Origin of the sequence: Nostoc favosum CHAB5714 (assembly GCF_020829495.1) — a bacterium.
GTDB classification, from domain to species: domain Bacteria; phylum Cyanobacteriota; class Cyanobacteriia; order Cyanobacteriales; family Nostocaceae; genus Nostoc; species Nostoc favosum.
In genome coordinates this window covers 37,283-54,156 of the sequence record NZ_JAIVFQ010000032.1, presented here as the reverse complement: position 1 = coordinate 54,156, position 16,874 = coordinate 37,283, and the positions used below count along the sequence as shown (strand labels likewise).

Annotated in this window: 16 protein-coding genes and 4 pseudogenes; 9 read left to right on the top strand and 11 right to left on the bottom strand. The window is 44.1% G+C overall.

The genetic code is table 11. The annotated features are described in order from the left end of the window. Positions 1–529: 529 nt before the first annotated feature. Entirely contained in the window at positions 530–1,219 is a 690-nt protein-coding gene (locus LC586_RS20495) for a Crp/Fnr family transcriptional regulator (RefSeq protein ID WP_229486545.1), read from the bottom strand. 246 nt (positions 1,220–1,465) lie between these two features. Between LC586_RS20495 and LC586_RS20490 the strand changes: the two genes are divergently transcribed. After that, on the top strand, positions 1,466–2,089 hold the full coding sequence (locus LC586_RS20490) for a chemotaxis protein CheB (RefSeq protein WP_229486544.1): 624 nt from the start codon (positions 1,466–1,468) through the stop codon (positions 2,087–2,089). A gap of 331 nt (positions 2,090–2,420) precedes the next feature. Here the strand turns inward: LC586_RS20490 and LC586_RS40750 are convergent. The 3 genes and pseudogenes from LC586_RS40750 to LC586_RS20480 all read right to left on the bottom strand — a co-directional run. Next, positions 2,421–2,519: pseudogene (locus LC586_RS40750) on the bottom strand (hypothetical protein); the annotation flags it as partial. A gap of 95 nt (positions 2,520–2,614) precedes the next feature. Continuing rightward, positions 2,615–3,019: a type II toxin-antitoxin system VapC family toxin gene (locus LC586_RS20485; protein ID WP_229486543.1), complete on the bottom strand. Its 405-nt coding sequence runs from the start codon at positions 3,017–3,019 to the stop codon at positions 2,615–2,617. Continuing rightward, positions 3,009–3,269, bottom strand: coding sequence for a hypothetical protein (locus tag LC586_RS20480; protein WP_229486542.1), 261 nt, complete (start codon positions 3,267–3,269; stop codon positions 3,009–3,011). The genes LC586_RS20485 and LC586_RS20480 overlap by 11 nt, the downstream gene beginning before the upstream one ends. Positions 3,270–3,582: 313 nt before the next feature. Between LC586_RS20480 and LC586_RS20475 the strand changes: the two genes are divergently transcribed. The 3 genes from LC586_RS20475 (at position 3,583) to LC586_RS20465 (ending at position 5,694) form a co-directional block, all read left to right on the top strand. Continuing rightward, entirely contained in the window at positions 3,583–3,864 is a 282-nt protein-coding gene (locus tag LC586_RS20475; RefSeq protein WP_229486541.1) for a DUF433 domain-containing protein, read from the top strand. Beyond that, positions 3,809–4,042 carry a DUF5615 family PIN-like protein gene (locus tag LC586_RS20470; RefSeq protein WP_229486540.1) on the top strand — a complete coding sequence of 78 codons (234 nt, stop codon included), beginning with the start codon at positions 3,809–3,811 and terminating at the stop codon, positions 4,040–4,042. Before LC586_RS20475 ends, LC586_RS20470 begins: the two co-directional genes overlap by 56 nt. A gap of 665 nt (positions 4,043–4,707) precedes the next feature. Continuing rightward, entirely contained in the window at positions 4,708–5,694 is a 987-nt protein-coding gene (locus LC586_RS20465; protein ID WP_229486539.1) for a phosphotransferase enzyme family protein, read from the top strand. 28 nt (positions 5,695–5,722) lie between these two features. On the opposite strand, the pseudogene LC586_RS20460 reads toward LC586_RS20465, so the two are convergent. From LC586_RS20460 to LC586_RS20435, 6 genes and pseudogenes are all read right to left on the bottom strand, one after another. After that, positions 5,723–5,830 (bottom strand): annotated as a pseudogene (locus LC586_RS20460) (VOC family protein); the annotation flags it as partial. A 25-nt stretch (positions 5,831–5,855) separates the two neighbouring features. Beyond that, positions 5,856–6,083 (bottom strand): annotated as a pseudogene (locus LC586_RS20455) (hypothetical protein); the annotation flags it as partial. Position 6,084: 1 nt separating this feature from the next. Further along, on the bottom strand, positions 6,085–6,480 hold the full coding sequence (locus LC586_RS20450) for a type II toxin-antitoxin system VapC family toxin (RefSeq protein WP_229486538.1): 396 nt from the start codon (positions 6,478–6,480) through the stop codon (positions 6,085–6,087). Continuing rightward, positions 6,477–6,677: a hypothetical protein gene (locus LC586_RS20445; RefSeq protein ID WP_104905357.1), complete on the bottom strand. Its 201-nt coding sequence runs from the start codon at positions 6,675–6,677 to the stop codon at positions 6,477–6,479. Before LC586_RS20445 ends, LC586_RS20450 begins: the two co-directional genes overlap by 4 nt. A gap of 306 nt (positions 6,678–6,983) precedes the next feature. Next, entirely contained in the window at positions 6,984–8,264 is a 1,281-nt protein-coding gene (locus tag LC586_RS20440) for a vWA domain-containing protein (protein ID WP_229486537.1), read from the bottom strand. Next, the gene (locus tag LC586_RS20435) at positions 8,261–9,517 is read right to left on the bottom strand and encodes a vWA domain-containing protein (RefSeq protein WP_229486536.1); all 1,257 of its coding nucleotides are present in this window, start codon (positions 9,515–9,517) and stop codon (positions 8,261–8,263) included. The genes LC586_RS20440 and LC586_RS20435 overlap by 4 nt, the downstream gene beginning before the upstream one ends. Before the next feature lie 238 nt (positions 9,518–9,755). On the opposite strand from LC586_RS20435, the gene LC586_RS20430 reads away from it, so the two are divergent. The 3 genes from LC586_RS20430 to LC586_RS20420 all read left to right on the top strand — a co-directional run bounded on the left by LC586_RS20430 (position 9,756) and on the right by LC586_RS20420 (position 12,067). Next, positions 9,756–10,418: an ATP-dependent Clp protease proteolytic subunit gene (locus LC586_RS20430; RefSeq protein WP_229486535.1), complete on the top strand. Its 663-nt coding sequence runs from the start codon at positions 9,756–9,758 to the stop codon at positions 10,416–10,418. Between the two features lie 129 nt (positions 10,419–10,547). Next, positions 10,548–11,159 carry an ATP-dependent Clp protease proteolytic subunit gene (locus LC586_RS20425; protein ID WP_229486534.1) on the top strand — a complete coding sequence of 204 codons (612 nt, stop codon included), beginning with the start codon at positions 10,548–10,550 and terminating at the stop codon, positions 11,157–11,159. A 281-nt stretch (positions 11,160–11,440) separates the two neighbouring features. After that, the gene (locus tag LC586_RS20420) at positions 11,441–12,067 is read left to right on the top strand and encodes a J domain-containing protein (protein ID WP_229486533.1); all 627 of its coding nucleotides are present in this window, start codon (positions 11,441–11,443) and stop codon (positions 12,065–12,067) included. 180 nt (positions 12,068–12,247) lie between these two features. On the opposite strand, the gene LC586_RS20415 is transcribed toward LC586_RS20420, so the two are convergent. After that, positions 12,248–13,447, bottom strand: a complete 1,200-nt coding sequence (locus LC586_RS20415; RefSeq protein WP_229486532.1) for an aminotransferase-like domain-containing protein — start codon at positions 13,445–13,447, stop codon at positions 12,248–12,250. 275 nt (positions 13,448–13,722) lie between these two features. Between LC586_RS20415 and LC586_RS20410 the strand changes: the two are divergent. Together LC586_RS20410 and LC586_RS20405 are read left to right on the top strand one after the other, a co-directional pair. Beyond that, positions 13,723–14,556 (top strand): annotated as a pseudogene (locus tag LC586_RS20410) (basic amino acid ABC transporter substrate-binding protein). A 296-nt stretch (positions 14,557–14,852) separates the two neighbouring features. Continuing rightward, the gene (locus LC586_RS20405) at positions 14,853–16,874 is read left to right on the top strand and encodes a serine/threonine phosphatase (RefSeq protein ID WP_229486531.1); all 2,022 of its coding nucleotides are present in this window, start codon (positions 14,853–14,855) and stop codon (positions 16,872–16,874) included.

Genomic DNA, 16,874 nt, shown 5'->3' with positions numbered 1-16,874 from the left:
CTTTCTCAAACCCCAGTTTGCTTGTTTATTTAAGTAATTCACGCATTCATTTTGGTATATGCTTGAGCCGAAAGCTTGCGATGTCTACGACGGGCTATTCGGCGTAGCGATCGGTTCACTCAGCAAGAATGTTTTAACAGCTTACTGCTGACTCTGCTGGCTTATTGGTTAAATATAAGCGATTGACAAGGGTTGGAAGCGGTGAACCAGTCATTGAAAACTAAGGCTAAACACATTGATCGAACCACGACTACTCAATTGAATGCACAAGTTTAGTCTGAATCCTCAGATATGAATGATGAAGAATTTGACGAGGCATAAATGAGAATTAATGCCTAAATAGTGTTAATCAGGGATTTGTTTATAAAACAATACAGTTCACAGTTAAGGCTTGATCCTCCCTAACCCTCCTTAAAAAGGAGGGAACTAGAGCAAGCCTTGGAAAGGAGAGTGCGATGGGAGCATTTACGCGCACGTAGTTTTGGCTTTTGGGGCTTCGTGTGCAGATCCAAAGATGAAGCCAATAACCTTATTTGCCGTTAAGCAAACGCTCAAACTCTGCTTTGACAACTTGGTAACACTCGCAGGTGGTAGCTTCTAAACCTGAACGGTCAAGGATAGTCATTTGCCCACGAATATACTCGATTAGCCCCGCCTTCTGAAGAATAGAGGCACTAAGGCTAACACTAGAGCGATTCACACCTAGCATTTTGCTGAGAAATTCTTGAGTGAGTGGAAAAGTGCCTGTCTCTACTCGATCGGCAGTCATCAGCAGCCAACGGCACAATCGCTCTTCTATTGAGTGCAGGCGGTTACACGCAGCTGATTGGGCGATTTGATTAAACAGCGCTTGCGTGTATCGTTGGAGCAGATCGTGCAACGGACTACTTGCGGTTACATGAGTTTTAAATGTATCTACTCTCATCCTCAATCCATAACCAGGGACTTGTATAAAACACTCGCCCGGAATCCTATCGGCTCCCAGGAATACTGGAAGACCCACCATTCCTTCATTGCCCACCGTAGCGACTTCGATTGCCGAACCGTCCGTCAGAACGGTGAGCATAGAGGCTACGCCATAGTTGAGGAAATAGACGTATTCAATTGGTTGGTTACGTAGGTAAAGGTTTTGCTTTAACTCTAGCGGCACAACCTCCATATAAGCAACAAGACGAGAGTATTCCTTAGAAGGTAGAGCAGCTAGAAGTTGGTTTTTCACAAGTGCAGGATTTTTGAAACAGAGATAGCACGAAGCTGTTTAAGCCAGTCTTATCTCTATTAAATAACCGGCAGCAATCAAGAACCTCTAGCAAAAGGTTTATCTATTGTCAACAGTTTATATTTGTTGTCGAAATAACATAGAATAATTATATGTTAGTTAGCTAACATAGCAGAGTAACTTGTCAGACTGCTATAGCACTAATTAGACGATCGCTACTGAGCGCTAAACATTCGCAAAGAAAAAATGGCGTTACAACAACGACACCGAATTCTGTCACACTTCCCCAATATTGCCTATAACGTAGTAGCGATCGGAGCTTCTGCGGGCGGGCAAAAGCCAATCATCCAAATTTTGTCGGCTTTACCAGCAGATTTCCCGGCGGCGATTATTGTAGTTCAGCACATGAATCCTGTCTATTCTAGTCGTCTGGCAAATATCCTCAGCCGCCATACAGCGTTGCGAGTAGAGCAGGCAAAATTAGGGGAGATAATACGTCCAGGGACAGTTTACACTTATGTTCCAGATCGGCACTTAGTAGTCGGTGCTAACGGTAAGCTGTCTCTATTAGAGTCGCCAAAGATGAACTTTGTTCGCCCCTCAGTGGATAAACTATTCATGTCAGTAGGACTTAATTACGGAATGCGAGCAATTGCTGTTGTCCTAAGTGGGTTTGGCAGAGATGGTGCTTTAGGAGTGATGGCAATCAAAAAGTATGGTGGTACAACGATTGCTCAAGATGAAACTACTTCGGAGTACTTCGATATGCCTTCAGCTGCTATTGACACCGGAAAAGTAGATTTCGTTCTGACTCCAGAGGCGATTGCCAAGAGCTTGAGTAGCTTGGTAATGATGGAATTAGTAGCATAAAGGGTAATTTATTAATTACAGTAGTTTTCAGGTAAATAGACCAGGCGGTAGGGGCACGAGCCAGCTCATTGGTGTCAACTTAACGTAAAACTCATGTCCCACAAGGAACTGAAGTTCCTTGCTAATAGCTCAAGTCATCTAAAGATGACTAAATAAATCTGAAAAATCTTTAGTCTACTTGAGTAGACTTTAGCTATGAGCCGCTGAAATTCATTTCTGGGCGAGCGTGGAAGCCAACAGATAAGCGATTTATAGCTTAAGTTGACACCAATGAGCAATGCTGTGCCCCTACGACAGATGTGGTTCAAATACATGATTTCTGCTGTAAATAGGCAGTTTTGGCTGCTGTTTGCAGCATTGTGGCTGCACCAGTGCGATCGCCTTGTTGCAATTTCGCCTCGGCTAACTGGGTTTGCCGATACTTCGCTGAGTTCATCAAGTTTTAGTGTTTTCCGCAAGCAAAATGGCATTCGACTTACTAAATTGCCTTGTTTGCTGCGGAGCTTTTAGTTGTGAGCGATCGCTTTATATTGAAATAATCTGGATTTCCGTTACTCGGTGCATTGGTTTAGTTGGCTTTTCAGTGGTGATCAGTTGATCAGCTTTAATTTGCAGAGCAGCCGCCACATGAAGTGCATCCATCGCAGCTAAACCGTAAGTACAGGCAATTTGAGAAGCATCCTGTATAATTTGCTCTAAGTCAGTTGCCCAGTGCATGACAGCACTAAAAAATGTTTCGTAAAATTCTGCTTCATCTTGTTGCTTGTTAAAAGTTGCTTTAGGCAAGACTTCTAATTGAACGAAGCGACTTGAAGCAAACTCCAGATTTTCATCGTTAAGAATTTGATTCGCTCTGATGCTGACTGACTGAATGCCACAGAAAGCGGTGATCAGTACACCAGAGTCTATGTACGTCTTTTTACGACTCACGGAATCCACCGCGACGTGCAGCAAGTTCAAGTTCAATTTCGTCTTCGTTGAGAAGTTGCAATCCAGAGGCGATCGCTCGTTGTCGGATCGACCATAATTTTTTGGCTAAGGGTGTTTGTGGCACAAAATCAGATTCGGGGGGTGTTGTTTCTGACTCAGATTTAAGTAGTTCAACAAACTCCAAAACTTTTTGTTGCTTTTGAGGTGTGAGTTCTCGCCAGTGTTCAAGTAGTTCAACTTCATTACCCATAAGTACAACGCTCGTGAATGATTTTTCTATTTTAGTAGCAGAAGCCTTGTTTCCTGTTCCCTGCTAGAAAATTTTGCCTGGAGTATAATCGTCTATCATCAACATAAGCTGTCCAATTTTATTAAAAGGATGTTTTATTGGAAGACTTGAAACACATCCTACATTTGGGAAAGTTAAAACCAATTCGTAATTATAGGCAGAAATTTATTTACCTTTCTCTAAAACTTTTAATTTTTAGCATTATTTTGCTAAGTTTCCTTGTTGGTGGGTGTGAGAAGGACAATAATTTTTGTAAGGAGCTAGGGTTACTGCTATGAAATTAGATCGCATCACCAGCAATCCCAATCGTATGAATGGACAGCCTTCTATTCGTAATCTTCGCCTTACCGTTCGTCGGGTGATTGAGTTATTAGCTACCTACCCTAATCGTGAAGAACTGCGTCAGGAGTTTCCCGAATTAGAAGATGAAGATATTCAACAAGCCTTAATTTTTGCATCGTCCTACTTGAGCGATCGCATCATTGAACTACCTAACCGCTATGAAACTGTTGCCCCGTCAGGGATTACCACTCTCTGCGGCAGCATTACTACGTGATGCAGGTATCGACACTATCCATCTGGGTGAAATTGGGATGTCTGAAGCTGAAGATACAGAAATCATCCAGAAAGCTAGAGAAGAGAGATGTGTTGTTGCTACACTCGATGCAGATTTTCATACATTGCTAGCGCTTGATGTGAGCAACTACTCCTTGAGTCATTCGTATTCGGATTGAAAGGTTACGTGCTCAAGCATTAGCGAATTTGTTGCTGACGGTAATCGCTGAGTGTGAAGAGGATTTGGAACAAGGAGCAGCCGTTACAGTTGAGCCAAGCCGTATTCGTATCCGTCGTTTACCGTTGTTGCCTGATGTCTAAGCGATCGCATATTTAACTAAAATTCATATTTAATCAGCAAAAAGGCTTATTGCTTTCTCAAAACTTCATATTCAATAAGCAAAAAGGCATATTGCTTTCTCAAAATGACATTTTACTTTCTCAAACCCCAGTTTGCTTTCTCATTTCAGTGTTTTCCGCAAGCAAAAGCAGCTTTTACTTTCTCAAACCCCAGTTTGCTTTCTCATTTTGGTGTTTTCCGCAAGTAAAAGAAGCTTTTACTTTCTCAAACCCCAGTTTGCTTTCTCATTTTGGTGTTTTCCGCAAGTAAAAGAAGCTTTTACTTTCTCAAATCCCAGTTTGCTTGTTTATTTAAGTAATTTCCGCATTGATTTTGGTGTATCGTTGAGTCGAAAGCTTGCGATCGGTTAATAAGGTGGATATCCAGAACAATTCCGTCTAATAACTAGTTGTGCCGCTTAGGTTATCAGTGAGGGCGCAATCGCAAGCTGATCGGTGGGACTTAAGATTAGAGTATGTATACCAACCAAGACGTTATGGAAAAATGCAGGATAACATCTATGACTACATAGCGAAAGCTGCCCTTGCACAATATGCTATGGCTCAGGGAGAGCATTATTTTTTAGGTCACAGTGGAAGCGTAACCTTCTGTATAAAAACACAAGCAGAAAAATTTCTTCTCCGTATTCATCGACCAATATCTAGGCTCCAAGGCGATGTATGGCAAAGACCACAGGTGATTGAGTCAGAACTTCTGTGGCTTACTGCCTTGCGTCATGACACAGAGGTTGTTGTGCAGGAGCCAGTAAAAAATCTACAAGATAGATGGCTCACTCAAGTTTTGGTAGATGAGACTGGAGAAGTGTTTTATTGCTCACTGCTGCATTGGATTGATGGCAACAACCTCAACGGACAACGAACTCCAGAACAGGCTTACCAGCTCGGTTTGTTGCTAGCTCGATTGCACCAGCATAGTAGTCAGTGGCAACTGCCAGAAAACTTTGTTCGCCCAGCCTATGATAAGAATCGGCTGCAAGCAGCACTCTTGGCACTTTATCCAGCAGTATTACAAGAATTGATTTCAGCAGAAGATTATAAGACCCTCGAAGTAGCGGCTTGCCAAGTTCAAGAGATGATAGAAACACTGCCTCAGAAACAAAATGTCTGGGGACTGATTCACGCTGACCTTCATGAGGGCAACTATCTATTGCACAACGAGGAATTCCGTCCAATCGATTTCGCTCGCTGTGGCTTTGGATACTATCTTTACGATATTGCAAGTTCGCTTCAATATTTACTTTCCACTGTCAGACCTTCCTTTTTTGAAGGCTATCAAGCTATCCGTAAGCTACCTGAACATTACTTACAGATTACAGAAGGTTTCTTTATCATGGCGCTGATTGAAGTACTTTCTTTTCATGTAAATAATCCGCAAGAGCATAAGTGGATTTCGGAAACCGTGCCGTATATCATTAAAGAACACGTTCATCCGTATCTTGAGGGCGAGTCATTTTTGTTTACTAAATACTAAGACAGTCGGTGGATTTCTCTCAGTACAGAAAAGTCTCTTGGATAATCGAAAAACCTAAAACTTCTACATAAATTTTTTTTGAGCGATCATAGTCAGAACAAATAATAGCTACATCATGAAGTCCAGTAGTTTTCATAAAAATATTATGAATTATAAATTATCTATTCCTGTAAAACGGTCTTTGATACAATCCTAGTTTTCTTGAGGTCTGCATCCGACAGTTCTTCGCCAGCTTGCAGGCGAGTGGCTGAGGTTTGCAACACTGTCGCCGCACCTTTATCTCCTATTTGGAGGGCGGTTTTAGCAGCCGTTTGCAGCATCGTCGCTGCACCAGTGCGATCGCCTTGTTGCAATTTCGCCTCAGCTAACTGGGTTTGGCGATACTTTGCTTTACTGGAGGTCGGGAATTACCTGAATCAGTCCAGTCTGGAAGGCTTTGTCGTAGGTGATTATAGGTAAACTTTCGAGTTCAGCCTGAGCCATGATCATGCGATCAAAGGGATCTCGATGGGCAATCGGTAGGCTTCCTGCTCTAAGCGCATGGGTTGTGGTGATGGCAAGTTCAATAAATTTAGCCTGATGCAATATCTGTAAATATTGCTCAACAAGTTGTTTGGCTTCGGGTAGTTTACCCATGCGGTATTTGGTGGCAATTTCCCAAGCAGAAGCACTGCTGACAATAATCCGATGATCTGGGTTGCGAATGATGTCTCGGCAGTCAGTGTGGAGTTTTGGGTCGTCAAAGAGCCACCACAGCAGGATATGGGTGTCGATGAGGTAGCTCATTCCCATTGCTGGAGTTCATCTTCTGGTAGTGGTTCAAAGAAAGCATCGCCGAGTTGTCCTTTCAATAAACCAGGGGTGCGGGGTTGTGTACGTTCTTGACTTAAACCTAGTCGAAAGTAGTGAATTAGGTCATAAAGTTCTGCTAGTTTGTCTTCAGGGATGTCTTGCAATTCTTGAACAATCTTCTGGATCAGCATAAGTCAAACTCTTCGGTGGTTGTTAATCAATAAGTTAACGTGAATTCGACGGCTTATATAGTGTCCGCTTAATTAGCTCAATCAAAAAGACCACTAAGAGATTTTACTACGCAAAATCGTCCCTCTCCGACGGGCGAGAGGGACAGCCTTGAACTTTAGTTCAAGGCAGGGAGAGGTTTGTCGAACTCACGTTAAATTAGGAATATACTATTACTTTGTTGCTCAATTGAGGAATAAAATATTTTTTCTCGCTTTGCGCCAAGGCGCGAAACTTTCATACAGTTAATCAGCAACGCGGAATTTTTACTATTCCTGTAAAACGGTTTTTGATGCAATTCTAGTCTTCTTCAAGTCAGCTTCGGAAAGTTCTTCTCCAGCTTGCAAGCGAGTGGCAGAAGTTTGCAACACTGTCGCTGCACCTTTATCTCCTATTTGTAAAGCGGTTTTAGCAGCCGTTTGTAGCATAGTAGCTGCACCAGTGCGATCGCCTTGTTGCAATTTCGCCTCGGCTAACTGGGTTTGGCGATACTTCGCTAATGCTAAAATAGACTGTTGTACCTGGGGATTAGATGTCGGTTGATATGCCCGCACTACATCTGCATACACTGGCACGAGGGGCGAAAGTAAACCTTGTTCGTTAACCAACGGGTCATCATAACGGATTTGCAGATGAGCGATCGCTTGTTTCCCTTCTGGCAATTGTCCCAGATAAATGTTCGCCAAAACTACCCGTTCTACATCTTGCATCAAATCTCCCAAACGCACAGCAAAGCTACCATCAGCTTCGGGTTCCACTGGTAACTCGATTGTGTCTGGGGCAACTTGGGCAATGGGTTTCAATTCTGCTAATCGGACATTAGGCACTAGAGATAACAGCAAGTAGGCATTAGTTAACCCAATAGACTGAATCCGTCCAAACAGTCGGCTAAATTGCTCCACAGCTTGTTCAGGGCGTTCAATATGCGCTAAAGTCCCACCACCGACATCAGCAATTTTTTCTAGCAAATCCTGATTCCAGCTATTGCCAAATCCGAAAGTGTTGATAGTTAGGTTCAGCTTGGCAGCCTTTTGTGCAAGTTGAACACACCGTTTGTTGTCATCTCGCCCAATATCCCACTTCCAAATCCGCAAACCGCTTTCACCATGCCCATCCGTCAGCAGAAACGCCTGGGAAACAGCGCCTCTTGTACCCTTCATCAGTTCTGTAATTCCCAGTTCCAAACCCTCAGCGATCGCAGTACCGCCGCTAGCAGTCAGTTTGCTTTTTATTTGAGATTTGATGCTTTCGGGGTCTTGGATCGCTTGGTTAGGGATAATGACTGACGCAGAACCGGAAAAAGCCACAACTGAGATGCGATCGCCTACTTTTAACCGATCGATTAATCCTTCCACTGCCTGGATCACCGTTTTAATTGGTTGTCCATGCATGGAACCACTTCTATCCAAAATCAAGCAGAGATTAAGGGGGAGATTTTGGTCAAACTCATCAGCGATTGCAAAAATTCTTATTGCTAATTGACGTTGGCTACAAGTTTTAGCCACATCAACATTATTGTCATTTAACGCCGAGAGCAATTTAACTTTCATTGAGGAGGGGTATCTTGCAAAACTGTTTTGGAGACAATCCTGGTTTTCTTGCGATCACTTTCGGATAAATCTCCACCAGATTGTAGCTGGGTGGCAGAAGTTTGCAACACCGTCGCCGCCCCAGTATCTCCCATTTGCAGTGCAGTTTTAGCAGCCGTTTGTAACATTGTCGCCGCACCAGAGCGATCGCCTTGTTGCAACTTCGTTTCGGCTAGCTGGGTTTGGCGATACTTAGCTAATGCTAAAATAGAGCGTTGCACCTGGGGATTCGGGTCTGCTTGATAATTTTTCACTACATGGGCGTAAACTGGGATCTTTGGTGTAACTAAACCTACCTTATTGGCGGCTGGATCATCGTAGCGGACTTGCACATTAGCGATCGCTTGTTCACCTGTTGGCAATTGTCCCAAATAAATATTAGCTAAGATTACCCGTTCCGCATCTTTCATTAAATCTCCCAACCGCACAGCAAAACGTCCATCAGCTTCTTTTTGCAGTGGTAACTCAATTGTGTCTGGGGAAACTTGGGCCACAGGTTTAAGTTCTGCTAGCCGGACATTGGGCATCAGCGAGAATAACAGATAAGCATTAGTCAATCCCACGGTTTGAATACGGCTAAACAGGCGATTAAACTCTTCCACTGCCTGTTCGGGTTTTTGAATATAAGATAAAGTACCTAAGCCAGCATCAGCAATTTTTTCTAAAACATCTTGGTTCCAATTGTCACCAAAACCCAAAGTGTTTAAAGTCAAATTATAGCTAGCAGCCAATTGAGCGAATTTTAAACAGCGATTATTATCACCGTGTTCATTTTCACCGTCGGTTAATAAAAAAGCTTGGGAAACAGTATCTTTTTTGCCCTTTGCCAACTCCTCAATGCCTAAGCGCAGTCCTTCGTCAATCGCAGTTCCACCATCGGCGGCTAGGCGATTAATTTGCTGTTTGATTTTTTCTGGATCTTCGACACTTTGATTGGGTACTAAGACTTTGGCACGGTGATCAAAAACTACAACACTGAGGCGATCGCCAGGGTTAAGTCTATCTACCAAACGATTCGCAGCTTTTTTGACCGTTTCTAGCGATCGCCCGTTCATAGAACCACTATGATCGAGAATTAAGCATAAATTCAGGGGCACATTGCGGTCTTGATTTTCTGCGATCGCTGAAATCGAAATTCCCAACTGACGTTGACTGTTCAGTTGATTTGCGTCCAAATTACCATCATTCAAGGCAGGCTGCAAATTAACCTTCATAACTCAAAGTCCCTATTCAGGATATACATATTAAAAAATAACTTCAAAGCAACACTTTAACTCTACGGAAAACCTATCCAGCACAAATACACTAATATAATCAGAATATCTTAGAAGCCAAGCATTGGCAGATGCGAAGCCACCTTCAGCATTAGGGAGAAATCCGCACCTTGAGTCAGGCTGGCATCGCGCTAGGATGTATTACAGTTAACGGCATAGTTTCAGGCGATCAGTTGCTATGGACATTTCCCCAATTAAGGCTGTTCAAGCCCCATATTACGGCGATAACTTCTACCGGACACCACCGCCAGATTTACCTTCCCTCTTATTGAAGGAGCGAATTGTCTATATTGGGATGCCTCTGGTGCCTGCTGTCACAGAATTAATCGTGGCCGAATTGCTGTTTTTGCAATCCGACGACCCCGATAAACCGATTAAAATCTATATCAATTCCACCGGCACTTCCGGTTACAGTGGCGAACCCATTGGCTTTGAAACCGAAGCCTTCGCCATTTATGACACCATGAAATATATCAAACCTCCTATCCACACCATCTGCGTCGGTTCCGCGATGGGTATGGCAGCGATGCTACTCAGTGCTGGTACAAAAGGTTGCCGCGCTAGTTTGCCTCACTCCTCGATTATCCTGCATCAGCCCAAGAGCTACGCCCAAGGTCAAGCAACGGATATTCAAATTCGCGCCAGGGAAGTTTTGGTAAATAAAGGGGCGTTAGTTGATATCTTACATCGCACCACCGGACAGCCTCCAGAAAAAATTACTAAAGATATGGATAGGCTGTTATATTTAACACCCTATGAAGCGAAGGAATACGGACTTATTGACAGAGTTTTTGAGAAAGAAGAACTCGCCAATCCCCCACTCCCTGCCAGTGTCCTTTAATTTAGTTAGGAGTTATGAGTTATGAGTTATGAGTTTTTGATAACTCCTCACTCCTGCACAGACGCCATTAATCGCGTCTCTACTCCTAACTCTCCCACCGCCCCCAAATTATTAAAAACGGAGTAAATTATGCCTATAGGCGTTCCTAAAGTTCCTTACCGGATGCCCGGAGGACAATATACAGATTGGATTAGCATCTACGATCGCCTTTACCGGGAACGGATTATTTTCTTGGGGCGAGATATTGATGATGAAATCGCCAATCAAATTATCGCTGTAATGCTGTATCTGGACTCAGATGATCCAGGTAAAGATATTTATTTATACATCAATTCTCCAGGTGGGATGGTTACATCTGGCATGGCTATTTTTGACACCATGCAACATATCAAATCAGATGTAGTGACTATTTGCGTAGGTTTAGCTGCCTCAATGGGGTCTTTCTTGCTAGCGGCTGGCACGAAAGGCAAACGGCTAGCATTGCCTCACTCACGGATTATGATTCACCAACCTTCAGGTGGCACCCGTGGACAAGCAACCGATATCGAAATTGAAGCTAAAGAGATTCTGCGGATTCGTCACCAGCTCAATGGCATTTATGCCGATAAAACCGGTCAGACTATAGAAAAGATTGAAAAAGATATGGATCGCGACTTTTTCATGTCTGCCGAAGAAGCAAAACAATACGGTTTAATTGACCGTGTGATTGAAGACCGAACCTCGATAGTAACAGGGGAGTAGGGAATAGGGAATAGGGAGTAGGGGGGATGAGGGAGATGAGGGGGATGAGGAAGCAGGGGGAGCAGGGGAAGAATTCTAACTCCTAACTCCTGTACAGACGCGATTAATCGCGTCTGTACTCAATACTCCTGTACAGACGCGATTAATCGCGTCTCTACTCCCCAAACAAACTGTCAACATTGAACTTAAAAATAGCAAATTAGCCCTTATTATTAATAGTTTAGGCGTAAAGCAGATAGCTGATAGCCTGTTGCTGGATATTCGATAGCTCATAGCTCAAGATGGATCTTGGAGATTGCTACCGTTTACTAGGTTTAAGATCGGGAGCTTCTTTTGCTGACATCAAAGCGTCTTACCGACGATTGGCGCAGCAATATCATCCCGATATCAACCCAGATGACAACAAAGCCAAAGATAAGTTTATTGCGTTGACAGAGGCGTACAAACTCCTGCTGACGGTGGTACTGCCAGAGGAGGCTGTGGCACATTCAACTCAGGTGTCAACATATGGTGGGCGTGATGACGCTAAGGCAACGCATAGGCAAAAAACACCAGTAACAACGGTGACAAGCCAAGAAACAGGGAAACCAAGGCCGCCTAATCTATTGGAGATAGAAGAACGGCTGAAGTGGAAGACTTATGAGCAATTGCAGCGATTTTTGCAAGAAAGACGATTTCCGCAAGCGATCGCACTGGCGGAAGCTTTAGCAGATCGTTTGTCAACAGATGCAGAAGTCCGTCAATGGCTAGCGATCGCCTATCAAATTTGGGGACGGGCGCTAATTTCCCAAAACCAGCTACTCAAAGCCAGAATTTATCTCAAAAAAGCTCTGAAGACAGACCCCCATAATAAAAGTCTCTGGTATGAAGTGCAGCGCGATTTTCAGCGCTTAGAACAAATTTTTTAAAGATTTACAAAATTTCTTGAAAATCAAAATCTCGTTTCCCGGTTCTAAAAAGAAAATGGTCTTCATTGGCCTGCTGCCACTAAGACGGGAGCCGGGAGCCTCCCAAAGAGCATTCCCAGTCTCAGACTGGGAACGAGGTAATTAATTACGAATTACGAATTACGAATTACGAATTACGAATCACCGCCATTCGCGCAACACTGCTCCTAATTTAGCGATTCCCTCAACAATCTTCTGAGTTGGCTGAAAGCTAAAAGCTAACCTGATAGCATCATCCCCCTGTCCATTGGTGTAGCAGCGAGTCCCTGGCAGAAAACTGACACCGTGTTCACTGGCAGCCATTAGGAGTGCTTTGGCGCTAATGTCTGAGGGCAATTTACACCAAACGAAGAAGCCGCCATCGGGACGCTTTGCAACTATATCACTGGGAAACTCGTGAGCGATCGCTTCTAACAACAAATTGCACTTATGCTTGTAGCAGGCAATTAACTCCTGAATGTGATTATCTAGTTTGCCTGTGGCACAATAGCGGGCGACCACATGACTGACAAACGGCCCCACAGGCCCCTCACTTTTGAACATTGCTAGCCGCTCAATAATCGCTGGATCGCCACAAGCCCATCCCAGGCGGATACCAGGCGCAATAATTTTCGAGAAGGTACTTACATATAATACCCACCCCTCCTTGTCGAGGGTTGCCAGGGGGGGCACAGTTTCTCCTTGGAAGCGCAAATCGCTATAAGCATCGTCTTCCACCACCAGCACGCCATATTCAGCCGCTAATGCTACCAGTTTTTGGCGGCGAAATAACGGCATAGTAGTGCCAGTGGGATTGTGAAAGGTGGGGATGGTGTAAATAAACCGGGGCCGGATGCCCTGCTTCTTCAAGTCGCTCAATGTTACTTCTAGGGCATCTACATCCATGCCCAACTCATCCACAGGAATACTAATTATGCGTGCGCCAGCTTGGACAAATCTAACAACTACTCCCAGGAAGGTTGGCCCTTCCACAATTACCACATCACCAGGTTCGACAAACACATCTGGTAGCAAGCCCAGAATCTGACCAGAACCATAGCCAATGATTAGGCGATCGCGATCGGTAGTGATTCCTTTAGCCTGCAAGCGGAGGATAATTTGCTCGTATAGTTGAGCTGAAGGTGGGCCGTAATTGAGAGCGATCGGAGCCTCTTCTGCCAGCACAGCAGCACTTGCAGCAGCCAAGTGAGCGTGAGGAAAGAGAATTGGGTCAGCTAGACCGTAGGTAAAGCTGACAGTGGCGATTTTGGTTAACTCTGTACTATAGGTTGGTGGTGCGATGTTTCTAGCTCGTTCGGCGAACAAATCAGCAATTCGGTAAGCAGGGGTAGTGGCAGCCATAAGAAGTTCAAAATTGGAAGTCAGAATAGAGAACACACAAGAAGGCAATTAGCGAAAAGTCAGATCGCAGGAAGCCTTTGATCTGTTAGCGATAGTGAAGAACGAGCGTCAGAACGAGCATCCGCATAAGCATCACTTTTCAAGAAAGTAGGGGTCTTAAACTTTCATTAGTCGCCCAGAATTCATGGTGGATTCTGGCTGCTGACGGATGTATTCTTCCTTATAACATGATGACAAGTATCGTGAATATTGACTGATAGAATGGAATTACTACAGTGAAATTAATTAACCTCAAGTGGCACCAGCTAATTCTAAGCTTAGGCTGTCTGCTACTGATTATTGCCTGTAAAAATTTCTATCCCACTACTAACCCAGATGCTAAACTTCTCAAGGTTGCCACAGACCCTACGTTTATCCCTTTTGAAATCCAAAGGGCTAGCGGGAACTTGGAAGGTTTTGATATTGATTTGATGAATGCGTTGGCGTAGCCCGCCGCAGGCATCGCTAAGGTAGCAGGTTTTGCAGTCCAGTTTGAAAGTCTGCCCTTTGATGGCATGATCTCGACTTTGCAAGCTAAAAGAGTCGATGCAGCAATTAGCGGAATCACGATTACCGCCGAACGCCTGAAAACAATTGCTTTTTCACGACCTTATTTTAAAGCCGGACTAGCGATGTCTACGACGGGCTACGCCTACGCTGTCCGCGAAGACAATCAAAATATTAAAGACTTCAATAGTCTCAAAGGTAAAAAAATTGCTGTACAAATTGGTTCCACTGGGGCAGATTTTGCCAAAACCATCCCCACCGCCAAAATTAGTACTTTTAATTCTGGGCCAGAATTTTTCCAAGACTTGCTCAATGGCAATGTTGATGCTGTCGTTAGCGATGCTTTCGCAACTTTGTATGCGATTAAAAATGGCAAACTCCAAGGCATCAGAGTTGTTGCCGATCTGCTTACTGAAGAATACTACGGGATTGCTACACCTAAAGACTCCCCCCATCTGGATGCAATTAACGAAGGTATAGCGACTTTGTTATCCAATGGCACTTACAAGCAAATTTATCAAAAATGGTTTAACGTTGACCCTCCGCAATTGCCAGGTTCTTGACAATAGGGCATTGGGAAAAAGGAGGCAGAAGGCAGAAGTTCTTTAATTTTAAATTTTGAATTGATTTCTCCCTCATCTTCCCCTGCTTCCCCCACTCCCCACTCCCCATTTATAAGCAATTACCTGCCAATATATTAAATATTCATCTAATATGCGTCACAATTAATACTGCCACCAAAATTCATTGATAAACTACAATCTCTTATAGGTCTACTGTAGTCAGGGACAGCCAATTGTGGCACCTTGGATCTTAGTGGCTAGAAGCACCTTGGAACGGGAATAAAGGAACTTCCACTATGCTGATTTGCCCTCAGTGTAAATTTGAAAACCCCAATAGCAACAAATTCTGCCAAAGCTGTGGCACATCCCTGACTCACAAGGTTTGTCCTGAATGCAGTACCGAAGATGTACCTGTGAATGCACTACGTTGTCATAACTGTGGCACGGAATGTGGAACAGTGTTTTGGGCAATTATTGCTAAGGAAACGACTGGGAAAGCTTTGGGAGTAGAGAAAGATGAAGGAGATAGGGGAGTAGAGGGAGATGAGGGAGATGAGGGAGATGAGGGAGATGAGGGAGCAATATCTTCATCATCTCCTCTATCCGCTAGTTCTCAAATTGCATTAGGCTCGTATTTAGACTCTCAAGAGCGCTATCAATTGTTAGATCCGCTACCTGCCCAAACGGAAACTGCCATCATTACTGATGTGGGTGTGAGAGTTCTAGACTGCCAGCCGTATCAAATATCACCCATTGAGGCAATACTAGCAAGTCAGCAATCAGATTTGCTAACGCCATCAGTGGAAGCAAGTGGAATTCCTCACCTTGCTAAACTTTATATTGCCTTACAATGCCAAGGTCAGCCGGGGATACCGCCGATTCACGATGCATGGCAGCAGGAAAATATGCAGGTAGTCATAATCGAAGACCGCTCACATTGGCAGCTTTTACTCGATTTATGGCAAGAAGAAACGACGAGTTCGTTAAAAATTTTACACTGGTGTTATGAAATGACCCAACTTTGGGCATTATTGGAACCAGTAGGTTGTCGTCAAAGCCTTTTAGATTTGTCGAATTTGCGATTGGATGAAGACCAAACGCTGGCGCTACAAAGGTTGTATGTGGAATCATCCAATTCTTTGCCTGTCACCGAGTCGCCAGAAGATGCCGAAGCCGAAACATCTGCTATTCCAGAACAACCGTTAACCATTCAAGCTTTGGGCCGAGTTTGGCAAGCGCTATTTAGGCAGTCTCAACGCACTCAATTTGGCTCTGTAGTCCAGATGTTGGGGGATTTAGAGCTAGGTAAGATTCAGACGATCGCACAATTGCGATCGCGTTTGGAGGAAATCTCTCTTGAACTGGAAGCACTAGGAACCGCAACTTTACCCCCAATAAAGGAGAAAAATACTGCTGTGCCCATTATCCCGCAATCAGATGAGCCGGAAGATATCATTAACAAAATTGATGATATGCCAACTGTTGTGCTGGCGATGCAGTTAAGTAGCTTAGAAGATGCAGGACGCACAGATGTGGGGCGTCAACGTCATCATAACGAAGACTACTTTGGCATTGAAACCAAAATTCAAAAGCTGGAGTTGCCCAAAAGTCGAGTTCTGCAAGGGCATGGTTTGTATATTCTCTGTGATGGGATGGGTGGACACGCTGGCGGCGAAATAGCCAGTGAGTTAGGAGTCAACACCCTACGGCAATATTTTCAAGAACACTGGATTACCAACCAACTGCCAACAGAAGATAGCATTCGTGAGGCAGTGTTTTTAGCGAATGAGGCGATTTACAAGCTCAATCAACAAGATGCCCGTTCTGGAGTTGGGCGCATGGGTACAACTCTGGTAATGCTGTTAATTCAAGACACTCAAGCAGCAGTTGCTCATGTGGGAGATAGCCGTCTCTATCGCTTGACGCGTAAACGGGGACTAGAACAAGTCACAGTAGATCACGAAGTTGGGCAACGGGAAATTACGCGCGGAGTGGAAACAAGCATAGCTTACGCCCGCCCGGATGCCTACCAACTCACGCAAGCTTTGGGGCCTCGTGACGAAAACTCGATTAATCCCGATGTGGGTTTTTTTGAGATCAATGAAGATACTCTTCTGCTGTTGGTATCGGACGGTCTATCAGATAATGATTTAATAGAAACCCATTGGCAGACTCACTTAGAACCCTTACTTAGTTCTGGCGCTAACTTAGAACGGGGCGTTACAGACTTAATTGATTTGGCGAACCAACACAATGGTCACGACAATATTACTGGTATACTTGTTCGGGCAAAAGTACGCCCAAATCTGGAAAGTTAA

Bases quoted from the DNA above. Each gene is read 5' to 3' on its own strand.
- LC586_RS20475 (WP_229486541.1), top strand. From the start codon at position 3,583: ATGAAATTAGATCGCATCACCAGCAATCCCAATCGTATGAATGGACAG.
- LC586_RS20435 (WP_229486536.1), bottom strand. From the start codon at position 9,517: ATGAAGGTTAATTTGCAGCCTGCCTTGAATGATGGTAATTTGGACGCA.
- LC586_RS20465 (WP_229486539.1), top strand. From the start codon at position 4,708: ATGCAGGATAACATCTATGACTACATAGCGAAAGCTGCCCTTGCACAA.
- LC586_RS20430 (WP_229486535.1), top strand. From the start codon at position 9,756: ATGGACATTTCCCCAATTAAGGCTGTTCAAGCCCCATATTACGGCGAT.
- LC586_RS20490 (WP_229486544.1), top strand. From the start codon at position 1,466: ATGGCGTTACAACAACGACACCGAATTCTGTCACACTTCCCCAATATT.
- LC586_RS20415 (WP_229486532.1), bottom strand. From the start codon at position 13,447: ATGGCTGCCACTACCCCTGCTTACCGAATTGCTGATTTGTTCGCCGAA.
- LC586_RS20405 (WP_229486531.1), top strand. From the start codon at position 14,853: ATGCTGATTTGCCCTCAGTGTAAATTTGAAAACCCCAATAGCAACAAA.
- LC586_RS20450 (WP_229486538.1), bottom strand. From the start codon at position 6,480: ATGAGCTACCTCATCGACACCCATATCCTGCTGTGGTGGCTCTTTGAC.
- LC586_RS20425 (WP_229486534.1), top strand. From the start codon at position 10,548: ATGCCTATAGGCGTTCCTAAAGTTCCTTACCGGATGCCCGGAGGACAA.
- LC586_RS20420 (WP_229486533.1), top strand. From the start codon at position 11,441: ATGGATCTTGGAGATTGCTACCGTTTACTAGGTTTAAGATCGGGAGCT.
- LC586_RS20445 (WP_104905357.1), bottom strand. From the start codon at position 6,677: ATGCTGATCCAGAAGATTGTTCAAGAATTGCAAGACATCCCTGAAGAC.
- LC586_RS20470 (WP_229486540.1), top strand. From the start codon at position 3,809: ATGAAACTGTTGCCCCGTCAGGGATTACCACTCTCTGCGGCAGCATTA.
- LC586_RS20440 (WP_229486537.1), bottom strand. From the start codon at position 8,264: ATGAAAGTTAAATTGCTCTCGGCGTTAAATGACAATAATGTTGATGTG.
- LC586_RS20480 (WP_229486542.1), bottom strand. From the start codon at position 3,269: ATGGGTAATGAAGTTGAACTACTTGAACACTGGCGAGAACTCACACCT.